The sequence below is a fragment of the Halopenitus persicus genome (assembly GCF_900107205.1).
Classification (GTDB): Archaea; Halobacteriota; Halobacteria; order Halobacteriales; family Haloferacaceae; genus Halopenitus; species Halopenitus persicus.
Map to the genome: position 1 here is coordinate 49400 of NZ_FNPC01000007.1, position 19617 is coordinate 69016.

Genomic DNA, 19617 nt, shown 5'->3' on the forward strand with positions numbered 1-19617 from the left:
CGTGCAGGCGGACGTCACCCGGACGCTGGTCGAGCGACAGCTCGCCGACGTCAGAGAACTGGCCCAGACGAACGGCTGGGAGGTCGAGGCCGATCTTGACGCGCTGACCGTCGAGGTGCGGATGCAGAGTCCCGTCGACGGCGAGGAATACGTCGTCCGGTTCGGTTGCACGGGATACGACGAGAAGCCCCCACACGTGGAGATGGTACACCCCGAGACGGGTGAGGTCGGTCACTACGAGGCCTACTTCGATGACAGGGGGAAGAATCCCTTCCTCATCGCGTTCGACGACGGGCCCGAAGATCCCGTCCTGTGCCACCAGTACAACAGACGGGTGTATGACGACGACACCGACCTCCACAACAACTGGACGGTGGGTGACTGGCAGTCCGACGCCGGGACTCTGACCACCCTCGGCGACATTGCCGCCGACATCTACCACCGCATCAGCGACTCGGAGCGTTATCAGGGACGGTACGACGGTCAACGATGAACCTCATCGCCTCCCTACGGACGGCAGCTCGTCGCGTCTTCACGACCCAGAGTGCCGACGCTCTTGAAGACAAGTGGACGCCGCCGCGGCTCCTCGTCACCGAGGATGTGTGCGAGGAGACGCGTCGCGGCCTTCGGAGCCATTCGCCCTCCCGCGAAGATCACGAGGGTGTCGTCTACTGGGCAGGGCAGTCGCTCCCAGACGAGTCTGCGAAGGCCGCGCTCTCGGTCGTCGTCCCCGAGGCCACCACGACCCCCGGGTCGTACGACATCTCTGCGGTGGCGAACGCGGCAGTGATTGACGCCATTCACGACCATGATCTCGAGCTAGTGGCCACCGTCCACAGTCATCCCGGCGAGCGAACGAGCCACTCCGAGTTGGACAGTGAGGCCGCCCAGCTCCCGCACGAGGGATACTACTCGATCGTCGTTCCGAGCTACGCCGAGGACGGCGTCCGCCCCTACACCGACTGCGGTGTCCACGTGTACCACGACGGCGACTTCGTGGAGTTGGACGCCGCGGTGGTCGACGAGCGGGTTGAGACACTCCCCTCGGCGCCGACCTATATCGACACCAGAGACCGATGACGTCACTACCACCTCCGGACGAGTTCTACGCCGCTCGTGACGACCGGACGAACCGGATCAGTGATGGGACGGACTACCGGGACGCGAGGATTCTCGTCGCGGGCGAGCGCGACGTGTTGTCGACGTATGCCGGCCGGGTCGCCGCCCGGACGACCCTGAACCTCCTCAGTCGGTTCGCCCGGAACGTCGACGTGGCCTTCCCCTCCGTCCCGGCCGACGACGAACTGGAGCCGGCCGCACCGACGCTGGCCGAGCAGTCCATCAAGCAAATGCGGGCCGCCGATCCCCACGGCCGGTTCAGGTGGACACACTCCCCAGCTCCTTCGTCGTACGACTGTATCGTCGCCGTCGGGAACCCCGACCTCGAAGCGGGAGCCACGCCGACGATTCGGCTTGACGGCGGAGACTGGCTCGCCCGCGTCGTGCGGGACAGACCCGTGGAGTCTGTCGGCAGCAGAGACGAGAACCCGATTGGGCCCGCCGTGGCCGCGTGCCTCGGGGGCGCGGAGGCATTCAAAACGGTCGTCGGGGCGTCCAGGGCGGCCCTCACCGACGCGGTGACCTACGACGCGTTCCACCACGAGACGCACGGGGTGTCTGCCGAGCCCGCCACCCCGGATCTCCCCTCGTCGATCGATCTAGGCACGGCACGGATGGCCGGCGTGGGTTCCGTTGGTTCCGCGGCCACGTACTTCCTCAAGCGGCTCCCGGTCGAGGGAACCCTTCAGCTGATCGATTTCGATCCGGTGGAGTTGGTGAACCTCAATCGATCGCCGTTGTTCACCGCCAGCCACGCCCTTGAGGGGGCTTCGAAGGTGGAAGCTGCTGCCGAGTTCCTCGCCGACCACGTGGACGTCCGTCCCTTCGAGGGCGACTATGACGGGTTCACCGCGACCGACCCCGAGGCTGCGGACATTGTCCTTCCGCTCGCGAACGAGCGGAACGTCCGCCGTAGCATCCAGCACGACCGCCCGCCCCTGATGGTACACGCCTCCACGGGCCAGTCGGACGTGTTCGTACGACGGAACATCCCACTGGAGGAGCCATGCCTCCTGTGCCACTTCCCGCCCGACACGGCAAAGACTGATGCGGCCTGTGCCGCAGGGAAGGCGCCGGCGGATGATGAGGCAGAGGAGGGCGGGCCGGACGCCGCCTTCCCCTTCGCGTCATTTCTAGCGGGATGTTTCGTGGCCGGCGAACTCGCCAAGCTCCCGCTTGACGGCTACCCGTTCGTCGAGCCGATTGCGCTCGTCCGAACGTTAACCGATCTGGGCGGGGTCGGTGCGGTGATGCAGTACACCCCCAGTGGAGACGACGAGTGTCCCTTCTGCCCGAAGGTGTACCCAGAGGTGCATCGGGCCGCTATTGAGAGGACTCGGTTCGCACACCTCACTGGGGTAGAGCATTGACTGACAGAGCGTGCGAACGACGCTGATGAGGTGATCAGACGACGGCACACCAACCGGATTAATATGCCTGCTATTGCTCATCAGCACTATGTCACGTGATTACGACGTTGCGGAGCACATAGAAGAGGCCGAAGAAGCGGTGGAGGAGTACAGTGGATACGAGGACTTTGCGGACGCGATAGACGCGTTCGCGCAGTCCCAGATCGAGGAAGGTAACGAGGTGCAGATGGAGAGCGACGCGGAAGAACAGGCGGGACTCGCCCCCGATGAAACCGAGCGTGCGGCGGCAATACGGGAAACCGATGTACGCCACGAGGTCGGACAGGCACTCCACGGGTTGCTCCGCGAGTACGGATACCAGCCCCGACAGAGCTTCGGTGCGGACGCGGACGCGCGGCAGGACGACTAAGTCAAGACCGCCTCATTCAGGCCGGCGATTCAACTTCGTGAATTCGCAGGGAGTGCTGGTCGGGCAACTCTTCGATAAGCATCCGGATCTTCAGAACGCGCTCCTCCCGTGCAAGCTGCTCCATTGCTGCGATCTGTGACCGCTCGAAGGACGCGTTCCCTGTCTTGATCTCACAAAAGTACCGCTCCAGAACCGGCCCGTTCCATCCGTCTTTCACGACCACCTTGCAGTCGGGCACCCAGTTATTCCGCCCCTCGTCGTCACCGACTGAAAGGAACCTCCCCGGCTGGACGTCGACCTTCAGTCCGTTCTCCACTTCACCTTCATCGAGGGTCAGATCCTGCCGAACGAAGTAGTGGATTGCGTGTGGTCTGGGCGCCTCAAGCAGGATTGCCTCGCCGAGGGCGCCGTAGAGATTTGCACCGATGTCGAATGTCCACGTGTCTCCATCAACGTGTGCCGGCTCCTTGATCGACGGACTGTGATCCGCAAGTAGGTACGCGTCAACCTCGCTTGGATCGTTCTCAGCGGCGGCTTGAATACGGAGTGACCCCCCGGAGGTCGACAGCTGGCGGGCGTAGCTCTCGGCATGTGTCCGCGATCCGAATTCGAGAATGCGACTGTGGGCCTCAACGGCGTCGACGAGCGTTCCGTTCACATCGAGCACCCCCGGTTTTACCTCGACGACGAATCCCGTTCGATCGCCGGGCTCAATCGGGTCGACAATATGATCTACATCGCGGTTTTCTACCTCGGAAGACGGCTCGACGAGCTCTCCGTCCTCGAATCTTAGTTGAGATGTGTCCGATTCATCGTCGTGCATTGAGCCTTCCTCCGTGGTCGTGGTCAAAGGAATCCAATGTTCTTCCGAAGCCGTGACGTCGGCGGCAGGTACCCCTCCGCGGCCGCTTCGCTCGCCCGATCGGCGTAGTATGTCGTGATCGGGAGCTGGGCGGTCGCACTTATTGCGCCGATGTGGGACTGCGAGAGTAGGTACACCTGCGAGGCGAGTGTCCCGATGTCCGTGTCGCCCGCCTCTCGCTCCACCTGAATCGGCTGGGGGAGCCCCGTGTACCGGCTCGTAGCCTGTGACTCGGGTTTCCCGAAGGAAGCGAGGATGGCGTGTGCGTCGCTCTCGTTCAGTGCTGCGATCCCCTTGTCAGGGACGCTCGCTCGGCCGTCCTCGAGATCGAGGACACGTGCCGGCGACTGCTTCCGAACCTCTACGATGTCGTAGGTGATCGAGAATTCGGCGAGCAACTCTTCGACAGGGCTCAGATCCTCGTTCATAAAGCCGTCGCGGTGGACGACGATATGTTCCGGATACTCTCCCCGCTCTTGTTTGTAGCCGACGACCGCCTGCCGGACGATGTCCTTGAGCTTCCCCGGCGGGATCTTCTCGCCCGCCTGCGGGTTCGCCGAGGTGTACCCGAGGATTGTCCCGTCGTCGTAGATGCTCGTCGTTGAGGCCGCGATGTGGATGCGGTCGTCGCTGTCCTTCGGGTAGCGGTGCGAGACGTCGATCCCGATGAACAGGTCGGCGTCGCCGGGCATCGAATCCTCGGCGGTGAAGGGAACGCCACCCGCGGCCGCAATGAGTCCGAGCGCGATGTTCGGGAGCGCATTATCATCCGCCAGCGTGTCGATGTGCGCCATCTGGCTGTCGATGTGCTTCTGCCGGAGGGCCTTCTTCACCTCGTGGTAGATGTCGCTGGGGTCGCTCGCCCCGAGGTTGAACCCGTCAGGCGGCAGGATGACACACGCCGCGGTGTAGTCGTTCTCGTCAGGGATGTCGTAAATGAGGTCGCCGTAGATCGCGTCGGCCGTGTCGTCGATGCTGTACTCGTAGCGGTCGACCTCGTCGGCCTCGGCACCGATTCGAGAGAGCATCCGATCGAGGTTTGTCCACCGCTCCGCGTGGGGCCCCTTGTCGGGGTGGATGATGCAGACGTTGAACTCCGAGGGCGGCTGGTAGACCGAGTTCGAGGTGATTCGCTTCGGGTGGTCTCCAGACTGGTCGTCGCCGAACTGCAGAATGTCGGCGTCGGTTTCGAAGAGGCGTTCGATCGAGTACGTCTCGCTCTCCGACAGTGGGGTCGGGTCGAACGCCACGGCAGAGTCCTGAAGCGGGATCGGATCGAGGCCCTCCACGAATGCCGTGCCTCGTTCTAAACACCGCTGCGCGGACAGCCGGGTCTTCCCCTGTGTTGCCTCGTTGAACGCGGGCGCGAACGATTTGAGGTTCTCGAAGTGGGGCTGGAGGACGAGCAGCTCTTGGGGGTAGGTTTCCGTGTTGAGGCTGCCCTGTTTGGTGACCTGTACAACCCGACGGTTTGCACTCTCGAACTCGTCGATCGTCTTCTTCGATACCTGCTTCGCATCCCGGTGGTACTGGACGACGCTCCGGTTGCCCAGCTGGCGGAGCGAGTCGGTGGCTCGTTCCTGCAACAACTCGTCCAGATACGCTCCCTTCCCCGACTCGCGATACGTTACGTTCACCCTGAGTCCACGATAGAGGCGTGACTGGTCGACCTCGTCGAGTCGGTAGTCCGAGATGATCTTGTGGCGGAAGTCGACAAAGAGGTAGAGACATCCCTCGGGCGTGACCGTGAACGAGAGGTCGTATCGCTCGTGGAGCCGGAAGCTCTCCTTCTCGACGATCGGCTCCTGTGAGAGGATCTTGTGAATGCCGTGGCGTGTCCGGTAGTCGCCCTCGAGATGGCGCTTCACCTTCGTCTCGAGGAAGTCCTTGAGGATATGGCGATCCTGCGGTCGGTCATAATCGAGGCAACGCGTCTTGGGGCCCCTCGAGTCGGAAGTCGTCGATGTCGATCGCACTCTCGTCGATTTTCTCAAGGGCCACCAGCGTGAGCGGTTCGACGACAGCAACTACCGGCCGGTCGCCGTGCTGGCGTGCGATCTGCCGGCGTGCCTTGTAGGTGTCACGGAGGGCGGCTTCATCATCGTCGGGCAGATAGCCGTTGACCGCCACCAGTTCGTACTCGTGTACGGTTAGAGAGCCCGCGCGACCGGTGCTCGCAAAGGCTGTCAGGGCATGCCTCGTCTGTGTGGTCGCCGGGTCGGGGACTTCGGAGAGAGCGTCATCGATGTGCTCGTCGAGCGAGGGAGATTCCCTCGTGTGAGTCGGAGCTTGCTCCTCTGCGACGGCGTCCTTGGTGGCAACACCGGTGGAGGGCAAGTCCTCGGACGCGCTCGTTATGGCTTGTCGGTTCGTCGCGCTGTCGTCCTCTGGCGGCCCGTGACTGACCTCCGTCTCCTCGGTCGCGTTCAGGTTGTAGAACACTCTCCTGCTCGACTCGTTGGTGGTAAACTGGACTTCGGTGAGAGTGTAGGTTGCGTCCTGCTCGAAGTCGAAGTCGTACACCGCTTCGGGCGTGCTGTTCGCCCAGAGGGTCAGGTAGCGCGTCGTTCCTGTGTCGTCAATATACTGCAGCTTGCGATTTCCAGAGCCCTGATCGGGGTTGCTGTACGTGTTCTTGACCGTTACCACGACGGTGTACGTCTGATACTCTTCGAGATCGTTCCGAACGTCGGCTTCTTCCAGCAAGATGATGTCGTCAGTCATGTGTTGGAATCCTCCTCGGGCACCGCGAGGTCGCCCGTCGTTTCGAGCGTGACTCGTGTTCCGGCGTGCAGCTTGGCATTGAACGTGAACGACTCGGTCGCGATGACGCTCCCCCGAACGCCGACCACGTGACCACGCTGTCGGTCACCCCTCGACAGCTCCGAGGTTCCCGCCACGATCTCGTCGTTCACCCGAGTACTCCTGTCGGGGACGGAAACAACCCGCTCCCGGATTTCGGCGGTGCTCAGGCCGTCGAGGGTGTAACATCCCGCGAGCCTGTCCGGGAAGCACTCCCCCGCCTCCGCGGCGGCCTCGACCAGTGTTTCGACCGGATCATCGACGGGAATATACCACGAGCTGTCGGCCTTCGAGGGGTACTCCTCCGCGAGGCACATCTCGACGATGCCCGCGACCTTCCGGTTGTGGCACTCGCCGATGATGGCCGCGTGAGTCGCCCCCTGCTCCGCCCAGCGGGCCTGCCTGCGGTCGGCCCGGGTGATCCCGACCTTGACCGAGTCCTTGGCGACGAGGTAGACGACGAACGTGTGGGCGCACGCGTCCCGCTTGTACTCCGGGTAGGGGCAATCGCTCCACGAGCATTCCGTCCCCGGATTCCAGATGCAGGGGGTCATCAGTGGAGAGTCGGCACAGTCCCAGCAAACGTCCCGGTCGGGATCGACGTCACCGCCGCACGACGAGCAGACGTGGTCGTCGTGAACCGTGATCCGGATCTCATCCCCGATCAGTGCGTCACAGTTGACTGGGTCGTCAAACCCGAAGAACTGCAGTGCGGGCCGACTGTTGTACCACGTGAGATGGTCTAAATGCCCCTCTCGCTGGTGGGGAAAGTCAGCCGGCTTGCTCCCAAACGAGTTGAGCCCGACTTGATACCCGCTCATTGTGCCCTCGAGGCCATTCGCTCCTGTAGAGAGATCAGAGGCGAGGAGTCGAGCGTCGATTCAGACGAAACACACGGACGCAGTTCACACCGGCCGAATCTCTCTCGGGCCGGGGGTGCTCCCCAATCGCCGTCATCGGCCGCGCCGACCGGCACGGGGATCGTTGGCCTGCTCATCAGTCGTGTCTCACCACCGGGTGATCGAGGCCTCGGATCTCGACGGGACGGACGTTCGGCGCCTTGATCACCGCCTGCCCCTGCGAGAACGTGGCGAGGTCTTCAGGGGCGTACCGGCCGGGGATCGGGACATCCTCCCCGATCTCCTCCTCGAGCTGCAGGTAGATCCGCGTCCGGAGCTGTGAGCGAATCTGGTCGTCGATGTCCGTCGGCTCCTGAGTCACCAGCGACAGGCCGAGGCTGTACTTGCGACCGCGCTTGGCTATCCGGCGGAAGGACTCGACGATCGAGCGAGTCTGCACCGTCGCAGTATCGCCGAGGAACTCGTGGGCCTCGTCGAGGCCGAGCAACAACGGCGTGTCGGCGACGTTCGGGTCGGGGTCGTCGGTGGCCAGCTTGTTCTCGACGATGTAGGTCAGCAGAGCCATCACGACCAGCCGCATCTCCATGTCCTCGGGGTCACCGAGGTGGTTCACGGGGACGACCGTCACGCGACCGGGCTGGAACAGTTCGTTCGAGATGTCGGTGAGCAGGTGCGTGCCGGAGTCGAACACGTCGCTGAAGTACCCCTTATCGACCCGGTTGTTCATCGCCCGCCACGACTGGTCGTGGATGTCATACTCATCCGCGAGGGCATCGCCGCGGTCGTTGAGGTAGTCGATGAACCCATCGTAGCTGGGGTCTGTAACGTCGCGGAAGTACGCGTCGACACAGTCCACGATGGCCGCGTAGGTGGGCCCCTCCGCCTCGAACGGCATAATGAGTTCCGGATTCGACTGCACGAGCTCGAACGGCACGCCGAACTCGCGGAGGTTGTCGAGATCTGGCGTGGACTTCCCGTCGACGACTGGCGCGAACGTCCGGAGGTCGTGCGACCCGCACGCACCCGTGTTGATGCCGCCTACCTCGATTCCCTGTTCGTCAAGGCGCTGGCGGACATCGTCGGGAAGATCTCCCACATCGGGGTCGTCACCGAGACCACTGTACTCGGCTTCGGGGTCGACGATGACCATCCCCAGCAGCCGGTCTTCGGTGCCGCCGTCAGTGACGGTGATTTCGTAGGTCTGATCGGTCGCCAGCTGCCGGTACAGATTCTTGGTGAAGTGTGTCTTCCCGGCGTCGGTCGATCCGGTCACGAGCGTGTGCGTGTAGATGGCGGGCGTCGACGCGCTCCCAGTCCCGTCCGGGAGCTGGAAGGCGAGCGGGTCGTCCGACGGATGCCGTTCGCCGCCGACGGCGAGATGGCCGACGAATGGGCCGCGCTCGGGGAGGTTGAGTCCGGTCTGGAGGAACGCATCGCCCGTGGCCTCGTAAATCTGCGTGAAGGGCTTGGGGACGCGATCAACCGTCGACCGCTCGAGGTCGTCCTCGTCAATGCCCTCCACGATCGCGATGGGGTCGAGTTCGGCCGCCTGCACGTACTGCCGCTCGTCGATCGTCTCACCGTCGATCCCTCGCCGGATGTCCGACTTGTCGTCGATGTCCGCCCGTTGCTCGTAGCCGATTTCGATCACCTCCGTGAGCAGTTCCGCGTGGGGCTCGTTCTCTCGGCCGGGGTACGGGATCTGGATGTAGTCGCCGAGGCACAGGGCGTCGCGCGTGTCGCTCCGGACGTAGCCAATGATCTCGTGATCGCCACGGCGAACGCTGAGTCCCTCGCTCGCCGTGACGTGTCCGAGGGAGTCGCTCGTCGCAGTCGTTCGGAGGCCGCGGGTTTCAGGCCCGCCCGCGAACTCGAGAGTGACCGTTCCCCCGTCTTCCTCCGCGTCGGCCTTATCTTGCGCTGTGTCGTCCTCGGTGAGGTCGCTCATTCGGTCGACGAACTGGTCGAAGTCCTCGTTGGTGTCGCTGTCGCTCATTGTTCGGGTATGGTCTCATTGGAATCGGCAGTCTGTTCGACGGGCGATTCGTCCGTCCCCTCCTCGTCGGCATTCGCCGAGTCATCGTCGGCGGCCACGATGTCCGGCTCTCGGGCGAGGCTCTGTCCCCCGCCGAAGCCCCACCGCCTGTCGGTGTTGTAGTCTCCGACCTCCTCGGTGCCACGGATGAGCCCCACGAGGTGGCGGCGGGCTTCACGCGAGATACGTGCCCGGTCATCGGCACGCTTGATGGCGAACGGGACGTCGCCGGCCTCCGCGATGTGGGCTAGTGCGAGCTGTTGGAGGCGCAGCCGTCCCTCCTTCGCATCCACCAGCATCAGCGGTGCCTCGACCCGGAGGACGATGTCGTCCGGAAGGCGGACGAAAAAGAACGCCCGCCTGAAATCGCGGGGTTCTCGCCCGTCCGGCATCCGGAACCCGGCGAGCGGTTCGAGGTCGGTGCCGTAGACGCGCTGGTGGGAGCGGACGAGCCACGATGTGAACGTCAGGTGGTCGGGCTCGTCGTCCGCGAGCAGGGCAGAGACGAACTGCGAGTCGTCGTCCCACGGAATCCGCGGGGGGTCGTCGATTTCCTCCGTCTTGCTGGACAGCCCCTCGACGACATCGTCCGAGCGGAGCGTCTTGGTGAACCCCAGCGTGGGCAACCCTCGGCTTGCCAGCATATCGATCGCGTCGACGCGAGACTGGATGGCCGAGGCGGCGAGGCCCATCTCCTCGATCTCCTCGAATGCGATCGAGTCGTCCGGGCCGCGGCTCGTTCGAGACATGTTGACGAACGGGAGCACGGACATCGGGTAGAGGCTGCCGTCGACGAAGAGGGGGCCTTCGATTCGCTCTGCCAGCCGCTCGCTGTGCCAGCACTCCGCGGGGACGCGCGCGGACGCGCCGACCCACCTGTCGAGTTCGCTCCGGGCCGGGGCCTCCTCGACGGGCACGAGTGTGAGGGTCACGTCGCCGTCGATCAGGTCGACCGGAGAGTCGAGGCCGTCGAATTGGGCGTGAACGGCCGCAGTCAGGGTCTCCAACTCTTCCACCTCCTCGTCGCAGTCGCCGAGGGCCCCGCCACTCGCCACGGCGGCCGACGCGACCATCCCGTTGCGGAACTTCTTGGACGGCACCGTACTGGCGTCGACGCCGTACCAGCAGTCAAAGAGCGTCCCGTCGGTGAGGTCGCCGGCCGGCTCCCGGTAGACGCGCGGCGGATCGAGTGGTTCGACCTCACCGCCGTCGCGGGTCATATGGTCGCGGAACAGCTCCCGGGCGTCCGGGACATCGTCGTCCCCGTCCGCGTTCTCGTCGATGTAGCGGAACACTTCCTCGAGCGCCGAGACGGCGTCGTGGGAAACCATCCGTCAGTCACCTCCAGCCTCGGCGCTCTCGGGGCCGTCACCAACCTCGGGGTCGGTCTCGACCTTCGACCCGCCGTCCCCGTCGTCCATCTCCACGTGAATACGGTGGTCGGCGTCTTGGACGAGTCCCTCGTAGCGGTCGACGACGAACACCTGCGGCACGTTCCAGTCGCGGATGCTGTCGACGGCCTCCTCGAGCTGGTCGATGTGCGACTCGTCGAGGTGGTTGGTCGGCTCGTCGAGGATGAATGGCGGGAGACGGTCGTCGCGGCCCTCGGCCTGATCGGCGAGGACGCGGTAGACGCCGGCCCGGAGGGCAATTGTCACGAGTACCCCCTCGCCCCCGCTGGCCTTGTGGGGATCGCGCGCCGTGTCGCTGCCGCTGACCAGCCGGAGGTCGTAGTCCTCGTCGATGTCGACCGCCTCGTAGGTGCTGTTCTGGTACAGGTCGCGGAATACCTTGTTCGTGTGGTGCTTCAGGCGGTCGAGAACGCGCTCGCGCATCCGCGTCTGCACCTCGTCGTACGTGTCGGTGATTGCCTCGAAGTCGTCGAGGATGGACTTGGCCCACTGAATCTTCTCCTCTAGGTCAGTCTTCTGGTCGCGCTTGTCACGGAGTCGATCGAGTCGATCCTCGGCCTTGGTCTTGGCGTCCCGCGCGTCGTCGCGCTTCCCACGGGCGGTCTCGAGCTGCCCCTCCAAGTCGTCAACCACCCCCTCGATTTCCTCTTTCCGTTCCTGTAGTTCCTCTTCCGTCGTGTCGCCGAGTTCCTTCTCCAGTTCTTCGATTTCGCTCTCGATTTCCTGCAGGTCGTCGTGCTCGGATTCGATCTGCTCGCGCTTGTCATCGCGCCGGTCGCGGTATCCCTCGCGGTCGCTCTCCAGCGTCTCTATCTCGTTGTGCGCGTCGCGGGCCTCGCGGGCGACGTCCCGGGCGCTCTCGACGCTCGCGAGTTCGTCCTCGGCGGCGGCGAGGGCCACTTCGGCCGCCTCGACCGCGTCGCGGGCCTCGTCGAGCTCCGTCCGCTTGTCCGTGATGTCGCTCTCCAGCCCGGCGATCTCGTCCTCGACGTCGGTCAGTTCCTCGCGCGCGTCCTCGAGTTCGCGCTCGGCCTCCTCAACCTCTTCGGCGGCATCTTCGACCCCCTCGATGTCATCGAGTGCCGAGTCGCCAGCCTCGATTTCGTCCTCGAGGCCGTCTATTTCCTCGGTCAGGGCCTCGATCTTCGCCTTCAGATCGGCACGCTCCTCTCGGGTCGAGTCGATGGTCGCCTCCAGTTCGGCGATTTCGGTGGCCACGTCGGCGAGGGCCCGGAAACTGGCGGCCTCGAAGAGCGCCTCGGCGACTGCCTGCACGCGGTCGAGATGCACCTTCGCGTTATCGAGGTCGTCCCCGGCTGTATCGGCGGCCGACCGGGCCTCGCTCTGCTCCGCTTCCAGTCGGTCGATGTGGTCGCCGTAGTCGTGGGCGACTCCGATCTCGCCCCCGTCAAGTGGCCACTCCCCCTCGGCGAGCGACCGGAGATCATCGACACGTGCCGTCGTTCGGCCCACCATCTCCCGCGCGTCCGCGAGGTCTTCGGCCGCACTGCGGTGGTCGTCGAGTGCGCCTTCAAGTTGCTCGGGCAGCCGCCCGGTGAACACCGTGTCGATGTCCTCGGCTGTGACCGAGAATCCGAGGGTCGATGCCGCCTCGTCGGCGCGTTCGACAGCCGCCTCGAACGCTTTCTCGGGGTCGTCCACGTCGCCCTCCAGGCTCTGGCGGATGTCCTTGCGCCGCTCGCGGGCGTCGGTCAGCTCGTCCTCGGCGTCGCTGATCTCGTCCGCGAGACGCGACCTCCGGTCGCGCTTGGTCTCCCGCTCCGTCTGGAGGTCGGACTTCTCTCCCCGGAGGTCGTCCATACGGTCGCGGACGGCCTCCTCGGGGTCGTCGACGTCGTCCAGCGTGGCGTCGAGGTAGTCCCGGAGCACCTCGTCGCGCTCGGTGCGCCGCTCGTCGAGTATCGTCTCGGCGTCCTCGAGCGCCTGTTCGGCATCTTCGACCTCGGCTTCGCGAGATTCGCGACGTGACTCGGCGTCGTCCAGCTCGTCCCGCAGGTCGCCGAGTTCGTCCTCCAGCCGCTCGACCTCGTCCTCTGCGCTCTCGACGCTGGCACGCTTCTGCTCGACGGTGCTGTTGACGTCGTCGTACTCGTCCTCGTAGTGACCGACGGCCTCGTGGGCCGCTTGCTCGTCGGTCAGGTCGAAGTCGTCGACCTCGTCGTCGAAGTCGGCGATTCGACTCCGGTGTTCCTCGATGTCCTCGTCGCATAGCCTGATCTTCTCCTCCAGCTCCTCGATGTCCGACTGGAGATCGTCGATGGTGCTTTCGACCTCGTCACGTTGGCTCGTCAGATCGTCCAACTCCGACCGGCGTTCGCGGTGCTCGTCGATGTCGTCCTCGATGTCTCGGAGACGCTCGCGGGCCTCCTCGATCCCGCCCTCCAATTCCTCGATGCGACCCTCCAGATCCTCGATCTTTTCGGTCTTCGTCTGCAGCGTCGCCTTCGGGTCGTCTGCCTCGAATTCCTCGATGTCGTCGCGGACGGTCGAGAGTCGCGACCGTTTGTCCTCCAGCCAGTCCTCGACCGACTTCGACACCTCATTGATGTCCTCCTCGTAGTCGTCGGGTGCGGTCAGGCCGAGCAAGTTGTCGAGAATCTCCTCGCGGTCGCCCGGCGAGGCCTCAATCAGACGGTTTAGCTCCGTCTGCTGGGCGTAGGTGCTGTTGGCGAACGCCTCGTAGTTCATCCCCAACAACTGGGTGACCTTCTCCTCGATCTCGGTCGACTTCTCGCAGTAGGTTTCGCCCGTCCCGAGGGTGGTCATCTCGGCGCTGGCTCTCGCCCCACCGTCGCTTTTCCGGTCGATGTCCACGGTGATCTGGTACCGTTCATCGCCGACGCTGAAGATGAGTTCGGAGGAGGCACTGTTCTTGCCGTCCTGAATCAGGTCGACTAGTTCGTGGGCGCCGATTCGGTTCCGGCCGCGGTAGGGATACAGTGTCGTGTACAGCGCACGGGCGATGGTCGACTTCCCGGCGCCGTTGGGACCGTAGATCAGCGTCAGCCCCTCTCCGAACTCGATCTCCAGTTCGTCGTAGGACTGGAAGTTGCTCAGTGTGAGGGTCTCGAAGTTCATACGTCCCCCTCCGTCGAGATGTCCTCGAACCGCTCTGCCGCCAGCTCGTGGAACCGCTCCTTCGCGTTCGCGCGCCGACGCGTATCCGCGAGGTCTGGATCCGCGTGGCGCAGCAGCTCCTCGATCTCCCGAGCCTCGTCGCCGATGTCCAGCTCGCCGACGGCGTCGTCCAACTCGGCGTCAACATCGATCTCGCTCTCGGTGTCGATGTCGTCGAGGTCGCCGGCGATGGCCTCGACGACCCGCTCGTCAGTCACGTCCGCGTGGACGACATCGCGGTCGTGGAGGTAGTCGAGGATCTCCTGCTTCGTCACTCCGTTCTCGGTGCCGCTCACGTCCACGAACACCACCGCGTCCTCGACCGGGCCCTTCTCCACCACCCGTCGCTCGACCAGATCGAACGTGTCGGACTCGCCGAACTCGATGTCAATCTCGATGAACTTGCGGGTGTCGAGCAGCAGTCGCTCCCGATAGATCGGGGGTTTCTCCTCGGGGGAGATGGTCAGGAGGTCAACCGACGGTCGGGGCTTGTCACGACCTGTCCGTTCGGTCGCGCCCGGGTACCAGACAGGCACGCCGCGGCAGGTGTCGCCATCCCGTTCGTGTGAGTCCCCGAGTGCGACGCCGTCAACCTCCGTCCCGAACCGGTCGAAGACAGGGTCGAGGTCGATGATGTTGGAAGAATCGTGGTCGATGGGCTCGAGCGGAGGCGTGAACAGTTGGTGCATTGCGACGAGCCGAACGAGCCCCTCGTCGGCGGGCTCCAGCGAGAAGTCGGCGTCCTCCCAGTCAGGATCCCGGACTGAGTCGATGCCGTACAGGGCGACCTCGCCGTTGAGGACGGTCGGCGAGCGGGTGAGGCGGATCGCGTCGCCGGTGAGAGCAAACTCGTCCACGAAGTCCGTGTTCCGCCTGAGTTCGTGGTTCCCGACGATGACGTAGAACGGGATGTTCGTCTCCCGGAGGCCGCGGAGCGCCTCGTGACATGCGAAGACATCGTCGAAGCTGGTGAGTTGGTCGTCGAACAGGTCGCCCGTGTGCAGGACTGCGTCCACCGGGTCGTTGTCGTGGTCTGGGTGCTCGCCGCACGCAATCTGCAGCGCCTGTTCGAACGCGTGCAAGTAGTCCTCTCTTCGCGTCGAGTTTCGGTACTGCTGATAGCCGATGTGCGTGTCGCTGACGTGGAGGATCTTGGTCGTCATTCGATCTCCCACCCCTCCTGTTTGGACTCATAGGCGGCCCGAAGCATCTCTACTCCCAGTGTCAACTCCACGGAATATAAAACTATGTTCTTAGGCCATCAGTATGATCCTAAGAATCTGGATTGCGTTTTACAGTAGTCGTAACTAGATTAAGTTGTCGTTTATCGGTGTTCCAGAGATAGAATTAAGAGACATCGAACAGCATATGCGCTTAGAGATATGAACTCGAGTATGCAGACTGCCGAACTCGGGACAGACTACGGGCGGCAAAACCCGTGGTGGGAGACGGGCGATGTGTCGTCGTCTGCTCGGTATCATTCCGAGAGACATTCCGATTATCAGTACAAATTGGACAACGTCCGTTCCAGCCGATTCACAACCATAGCGGGAGCCGCGGGCAGTGGAAAAACGACGATCCTCCACCAGATTGCGCACGATTTAATCGAAGACGATGGCGTACCAGCTCAGAACGTCATATATCTTCCACTCGGGAACCCCCGGTTCCAGATTGGTTCGAACGTCATCCGGGATGCTGTCGACATTTTTGCGACCTACTACTGGCGCCGTGATGCCGACCACGGTGAGGGCTACGTCCTCATCGACGACGCCCACGCGTCTGACTCTTGGGACGAACAAGTACGGTGGTGTTTAGAAGAGTTCGACGACCTCACGGTTGCGGTGACCCTTCCGACGCTCAATCGGGCACAGACAGGCCCCACCGAAGATCTCGGCGTGGACACCGAGAGCGATCTGCTGCTCCCCCCAAAGTTCTACGACGTCATTACCGAGAGTGGGCGGGCACAGGTGGAAAAGAAGCACGCACGTGGATTGCGTGATGCGCTCGAGACGGGTGCGGACTCTGGCGACCTCGAACCGCTTCGCTCGTCGGTCGACGCACTCACCTCATCGTTGGAATCCACTAGTGCCGTCAAACGCGGTGTTTTAGACTACTTCAGAGGATCAGAGCGAGAAGTGGACACCGCGGATGTCGCACACAATCTGGAATCGACTATCTACAGGGACATTCCGAGGTACCAGCAATTTGAAGACCGGAGTGATCTATATGCCCTGTGTGCGATCGCAGCCCTGAACACGGGAGAGACGCTCGGGCTCAAGGATCTGAGCGGAGTATTGGAATGCGATCGGCGCACGCTCCAGCGATACCTCGACATCCTCGAGGACTTCTTCATTCTGACTCCCTCGTATCAGTACGAGTACGAGCGCCGGCGAAGTGTCCGACTGTACTTGCGCGATCCGCTCGTCGTCGGTTCGCTCGCCGACCTTGATTTCGACGGAATGCTTGAACCCGACGTCGAACGGTTGCTCACATCGACCGTTGTCTTCGATCATCTGAAACGACTCGGCTTCTACTACCAGAGACGGAACGCCCAAGTCCACTTCTGGGAGAGTGCTGGCGAGGCAGTCGATTTCGTCGTCGAAACTGGTGACGAGAATCCTCTTCCAGTCGTGACACAGAACGCATCCCTAGATAGCGATCCGATCAGATCGATTCGAGCTTTCTGTGACGACCACGACTGCGAATTCGGCATTGTGGTCGCCCGTGATCTCGAGCCATCGATCGATGAGGAGGTGGCAAAGCTGCCACTCTGGCTCTTGCTCCTCACAATCTGATCCGACCGCGTGTAGAGACTCTCGCTCAAGCCCTGATCGCGAACCTGAGACTTTCCAACTGCACCATCCCTTCGGACGACGCGTTCTAATACGGAAGGAATCAACTGAGAGCCACATTTATTAGGGTATGACTGAAGCAAGCTCGTCCGCGCGGTCGGCAAACGGACGCCACGCCGGGATGAAAGTGTCAATGAATTTGGTGAGGTAATGATGGCAAGAAAAGACCGCTACTACTAAACGAAACATTATAATATATAATATTAGCCGTCGTGAAGTCACTCCGGCCGAAATAGAGGTTTTAGGGCTGAACAGCAGGTTTTCGTATTATATCACGTGTTTAATTCGGAACAGGGGATCCCCTATCCGTTCACACGAGAATTGCTGAAACGGTGGTGTGGGTGTGGTATGTCTGTTTCTTTTGGGACCGTCCGTTGGAGACATTCAAGACATTCCTGCAACCAGGGTTTTATTATGTCTTGTCCAGATCCCGCATAGAAATACCAGCTCCAGGTCGACACCGAGATAGCTGTCGAAGTGCTCAAAGATACAGCTCGATTCACAGATATCGACTTTGAGCAGATCAGTGTTGATCGACCGAACGCATAGTCTTTTGTTGGTGACTCTCGACTCCCTTTTCTCCTGCCCAACACCCACCACCGTTTCAGCAATTTCGGGCATATCTGACGAACATTGTGGAACGATCCACATACCGAACGCCCCAGGACGTCAACGTCTTGCGTAGACACCCTCCACTGTTTCCGGAGCTTTTCGCTATGTGATTATCGGAGGGCCCGGGTATGCGTGATACCCACAGAGAGCCAAGATTTCGACGTCTCAGAAGGGAAGTTCTTACCAAACAACTGCCTGGTTATTCGATTAGATTTGTTAGATAAGATACGATCATATTTTTGCGATTTGAATCAGAAATCGGCCGGTAGAGCAGTTCACAGCCTGTTCTTCACTTGACGGAGTGGTGTGGTGACACTCAGAAATCGTAAGTCGATATTCGTTCCTCCAAACGATTTTTCTCCACCGAACTACAGCACTGTTTCCTGAGCTTTCGGAGGTTGGAACACTCCACTATTTCCGGAGCTTTGCTCAACTCAATCACAGACTGAGATCTCCAGCTGAGGTAGCTCCTCGAGTCACAACATCCATCCCCTCCACTGTTTCCGAAGCTTCACGAGAACCAACCCCCTCCACCGTTTCCGGAGCTTTTTCCAGTTCAAACAATCAATTAAAATTGTTATCTCAACTACATCAAGAATCTATAAATGAGATTCAATAATCGGAGATATCGGTCTACAAGAGGTTGTTATCATCAGCCGCCGACTGGATGATGTTCGCGGGTTCTTCAAAGCGGTTTGTTGAAAGAAGAACCTCGAGAACAGCCTTCAACGGAACGTTGAGCTCGTATTCATGATACCGACCAGCGGAGAGTCCTTCGTTCCGTTCGTACACGCTGATGAGGCCGAGCATGTTCATATCGGAGAGGTGATCGCGAACACGGCGTTCACTGACGTTATCAGCGTCGAGACGTTCACAGATTTTCACATATCGTTGGTACAGGTCGCGAGATCGCACTGGAACCTCACCAATCGCCTGATGGTATGCGAGCGCACAAAGCACTGCATGGCCTTGCGTCGTGAGTTCCTGCATCCCCTCGTAGAGTTGGTTCTTTTCGAGCTCGTCCTGGGCGTCCCGGACGTGATCTTCAGTAACGGCTTCCGTATCGTCCGCCTGGGCTAGCTCGCCGGCTTCGCGAAGCAGCCGGATCGCTTGCCGCGCCGAACCCGTATCCTGTGCAGCAAACGCCGCACAAAGTGGGACGACGTCGTCATTGAGGACATCGTCGTGAAAGGCTTTCTCAGCACGCGGATTAAGGATCGATCGGAGTTGGTTCGCGTCATACGGGGGAAAGAGAATCTCCTTTTCAGCCAGCGTGTCCTTGACCTTCGGTGAAAGATTTTCTCGGAACTGGAAGTCGTTGCTAATCCCGACGATCACCGGTCGGACATCCTCGACGTAGCCGTTCGATCGTGCTCGAGGGAGACCATAGAGAATATCGTCGGAGTGACCAATATTGTCGATCTCGTCGAGGACGATCACGACAGTTCCACCGAATTCATCGAGTTCTTCGTATAGAATGTCGAAGACTCGTTGCTGGGAGTACCCCGTCGTACTGATGCGGTCTTTGCCCTTACTCTCTCGGAGTTCGTTAACGAGAGTAACCGCTACCTGGTAGGATGAGGAGAGATTCTCGCAGCTGACCCAGACGGTCGAGAGTTCGACGTCGTCGTACTCGGTCGCATCGTTTTCGAGGTGGGAGAGCATAAACTTCGTCGCGACGGTCTTTCCCGTCCCCGTCTTACCGTAGAGAAAGATGTTCGACGTCGGGCGGTTGTCGATGATCGGTTGGAGGGCACGTTTGTACTTCTCGAGTTCCTCGTCGCGTTCACGGATGTCTTCCGGCTCGTAGGAGTCGTCAAGGGGTTCAGCATCCGCAAACACCTGACGATCTCGCTGAAACATCCCCATGAAAGGTGGCCTCACACCACGATGTAATAAAACCACCGCTTCCTTAGTTTCCGAAGCGTCCCAAGCTCTGTAGTATATAAATAAACACCCACCACGGTTTCCCAAGCTGTCTTCCTTTTTATAACACACTCACTCCACTGTTTCCTAAGCTATTGTAGAAACGTACCCTACCCCTCTAACGAACTCATCTAATAAGGGAAACTATTAAGACACTATACTAGAAACAGTACCCGCAGTACCCTAGAAAAGAACAGTAATAAATACAATATATTTATTT

The 19617-nt window shown here is 61.5% G+C and carries 14 protein-coding genes; 5 read left to right on the forward strand and 9 right to left on the reverse strand.

Going from position 1 to position 19617, the window contains the following annotated elements; translation table 11 throughout:
- Position 1 precedes the first annotated feature (1 nt).
- From BLV25_RS12040 to BLV25_RS12055, 4 genes are all read left to right on the forward strand, one after another.
- Positions 2 to 493: a hypothetical protein gene (locus tag BLV25_RS12040; protein WP_092733564.1), complete on the forward strand. Its 492-nt coding sequence runs from the start codon at positions 2 to 4 to the stop codon at positions 491 to 493.
- Complete coding sequence (locus BLV25_RS12045; protein WP_092733567.1) at positions 490 to 1080, forward strand: Mov34/MPN/PAD-1 family protein; 591 nt, start codon at positions 490 to 492, stop codon at positions 1078 to 1080. Before BLV25_RS12040 ends, BLV25_RS12045 begins: the two co-directional genes overlap by 4 nt.
- Positions 1077 to 2489 (forward strand): ThiF family adenylyltransferase, encoded by a 1413-nt coding sequence (locus BLV25_RS12050; RefSeq protein WP_092733570.1) that lies wholly within the window; start codon positions 1077 to 1079, stop codon positions 2487 to 2489. Before BLV25_RS12045 ends, BLV25_RS12050 begins: the two co-directional genes overlap by 4 nt.
- Before the next feature lie 88 nt (positions 2490 to 2577).
- Positions 2578 to 2898, forward strand: a complete 321-nt coding sequence (locus tag BLV25_RS12055; protein WP_092733573.1) for a hypothetical protein — start codon at positions 2578 to 2580, stop codon at positions 2896 to 2898.
- Positions 2899 to 2914: 16 nt separating this feature from the next.
- Here BLV25_RS12055 and BLV25_RS17665 read toward each other — a convergent pair whose 3' ends face one another.
- The 8 genes from BLV25_RS17665 to BLV25_RS12090 all read right to left on the reverse strand — a co-directional run bounded on the left by BLV25_RS17665 (position 2915) and on the right by BLV25_RS12090 (position 15170).
- Positions 2915 to 3721 (reverse strand): hypothetical protein, encoded by an 807-nt coding sequence (locus BLV25_RS17665; protein WP_218128635.1) that lies wholly within the window; start codon positions 3719 to 3721, stop codon positions 2915 to 2917.
- Positions 3722 to 3744: 23 nt separating this feature from the next.
- Positions 3745 to 5628, reverse strand: coding sequence for a Piwi domain-containing protein (locus BLV25_RS12065; RefSeq protein ID WP_218128636.1), 1884 nt, complete (start codon positions 5626 to 5628; stop codon positions 3745 to 3747).
- Between the two features lie 46 nt (positions 5629 to 5674).
- A complete protein-coding gene (locus BLV25_RS17670) occupies positions 5675 to 6484 on the reverse strand; it encodes a hypothetical protein (protein WP_218128637.1) in 810 nt (269 codons plus the stop codon).
- The gene (locus BLV25_RS12070) at positions 6481 to 7383 is read right to left on the reverse strand and encodes a DUF2797 domain-containing protein (RefSeq protein ID WP_092733576.1); all 903 of its coding nucleotides are present in this window, start codon (positions 7381 to 7383) and stop codon (positions 6481 to 6483) included. The genes BLV25_RS17670 and BLV25_RS12070 overlap by 4 nt, the downstream gene beginning before the upstream one ends.
- Positions 7384 to 7558: 175 nt before the next feature.
- Complete coding sequence (locus BLV25_RS12075) at positions 7559 to 9418, reverse strand: ATP-binding protein (RefSeq protein ID WP_092733579.1); 1860 nt, start codon at positions 9416 to 9418, stop codon at positions 7559 to 7561.
- Positions 9415 to 10788 carry a DNA double-strand break repair nuclease NurA gene (locus BLV25_RS12080; protein WP_092733581.1) on the reverse strand — a complete coding sequence of 458 codons (1374 nt, stop codon included), beginning with the start codon at positions 10786 to 10788 and terminating at the stop codon, positions 9415 to 9417. Before BLV25_RS12080 ends, BLV25_RS12075 begins: the two co-directional genes overlap by 4 nt.
- A gap of 3 nt (positions 10789 to 10791) precedes the next feature.
- A complete protein-coding gene (locus tag BLV25_RS12085) occupies positions 10792 to 13968 on the reverse strand; it encodes an AAA family ATPase (protein WP_092733584.1) in 3177 nt (1058 codons plus the stop codon).
- Positions 13965 to 15170, reverse strand: a complete 1206-nt coding sequence (locus BLV25_RS12090; protein ID WP_092733587.1) for a metallophosphoesterase family protein — start codon at positions 15168 to 15170, stop codon at positions 13965 to 13967. The genes BLV25_RS12085 and BLV25_RS12090 overlap by 4 nt, the downstream gene beginning before the upstream one ends.
- A gap of 231 nt (positions 15171 to 15401) precedes the next feature.
- Here BLV25_RS12090 and BLV25_RS12095 point away from each other — a divergent pair, with 231 nt between their 5' ends.
- The gene (locus BLV25_RS12095) at positions 15402 to 16802 is read left to right on the forward strand and encodes an ATP-binding protein (RefSeq protein WP_176819488.1); all 1401 of its coding nucleotides are present in this window, start codon (positions 15402 to 15404) and stop codon (positions 16800 to 16802) included.
- A gap of 1302 nt (positions 16803 to 18104) precedes the next feature.
- On the opposite strand, the gene BLV25_RS12100 is transcribed toward BLV25_RS12095, so the two are convergent.
- On the reverse strand, positions 18105 to 19340 hold the full coding sequence (locus tag BLV25_RS12100) for an orc1/cdc6 family replication initiation protein (protein ID WP_092733593.1): 1236 nt from the start codon (positions 19338 to 19340) through the stop codon (positions 18105 to 18107).
- Between the last annotated feature and the right edge of the window lie 277 nt (positions 19341 to 19617).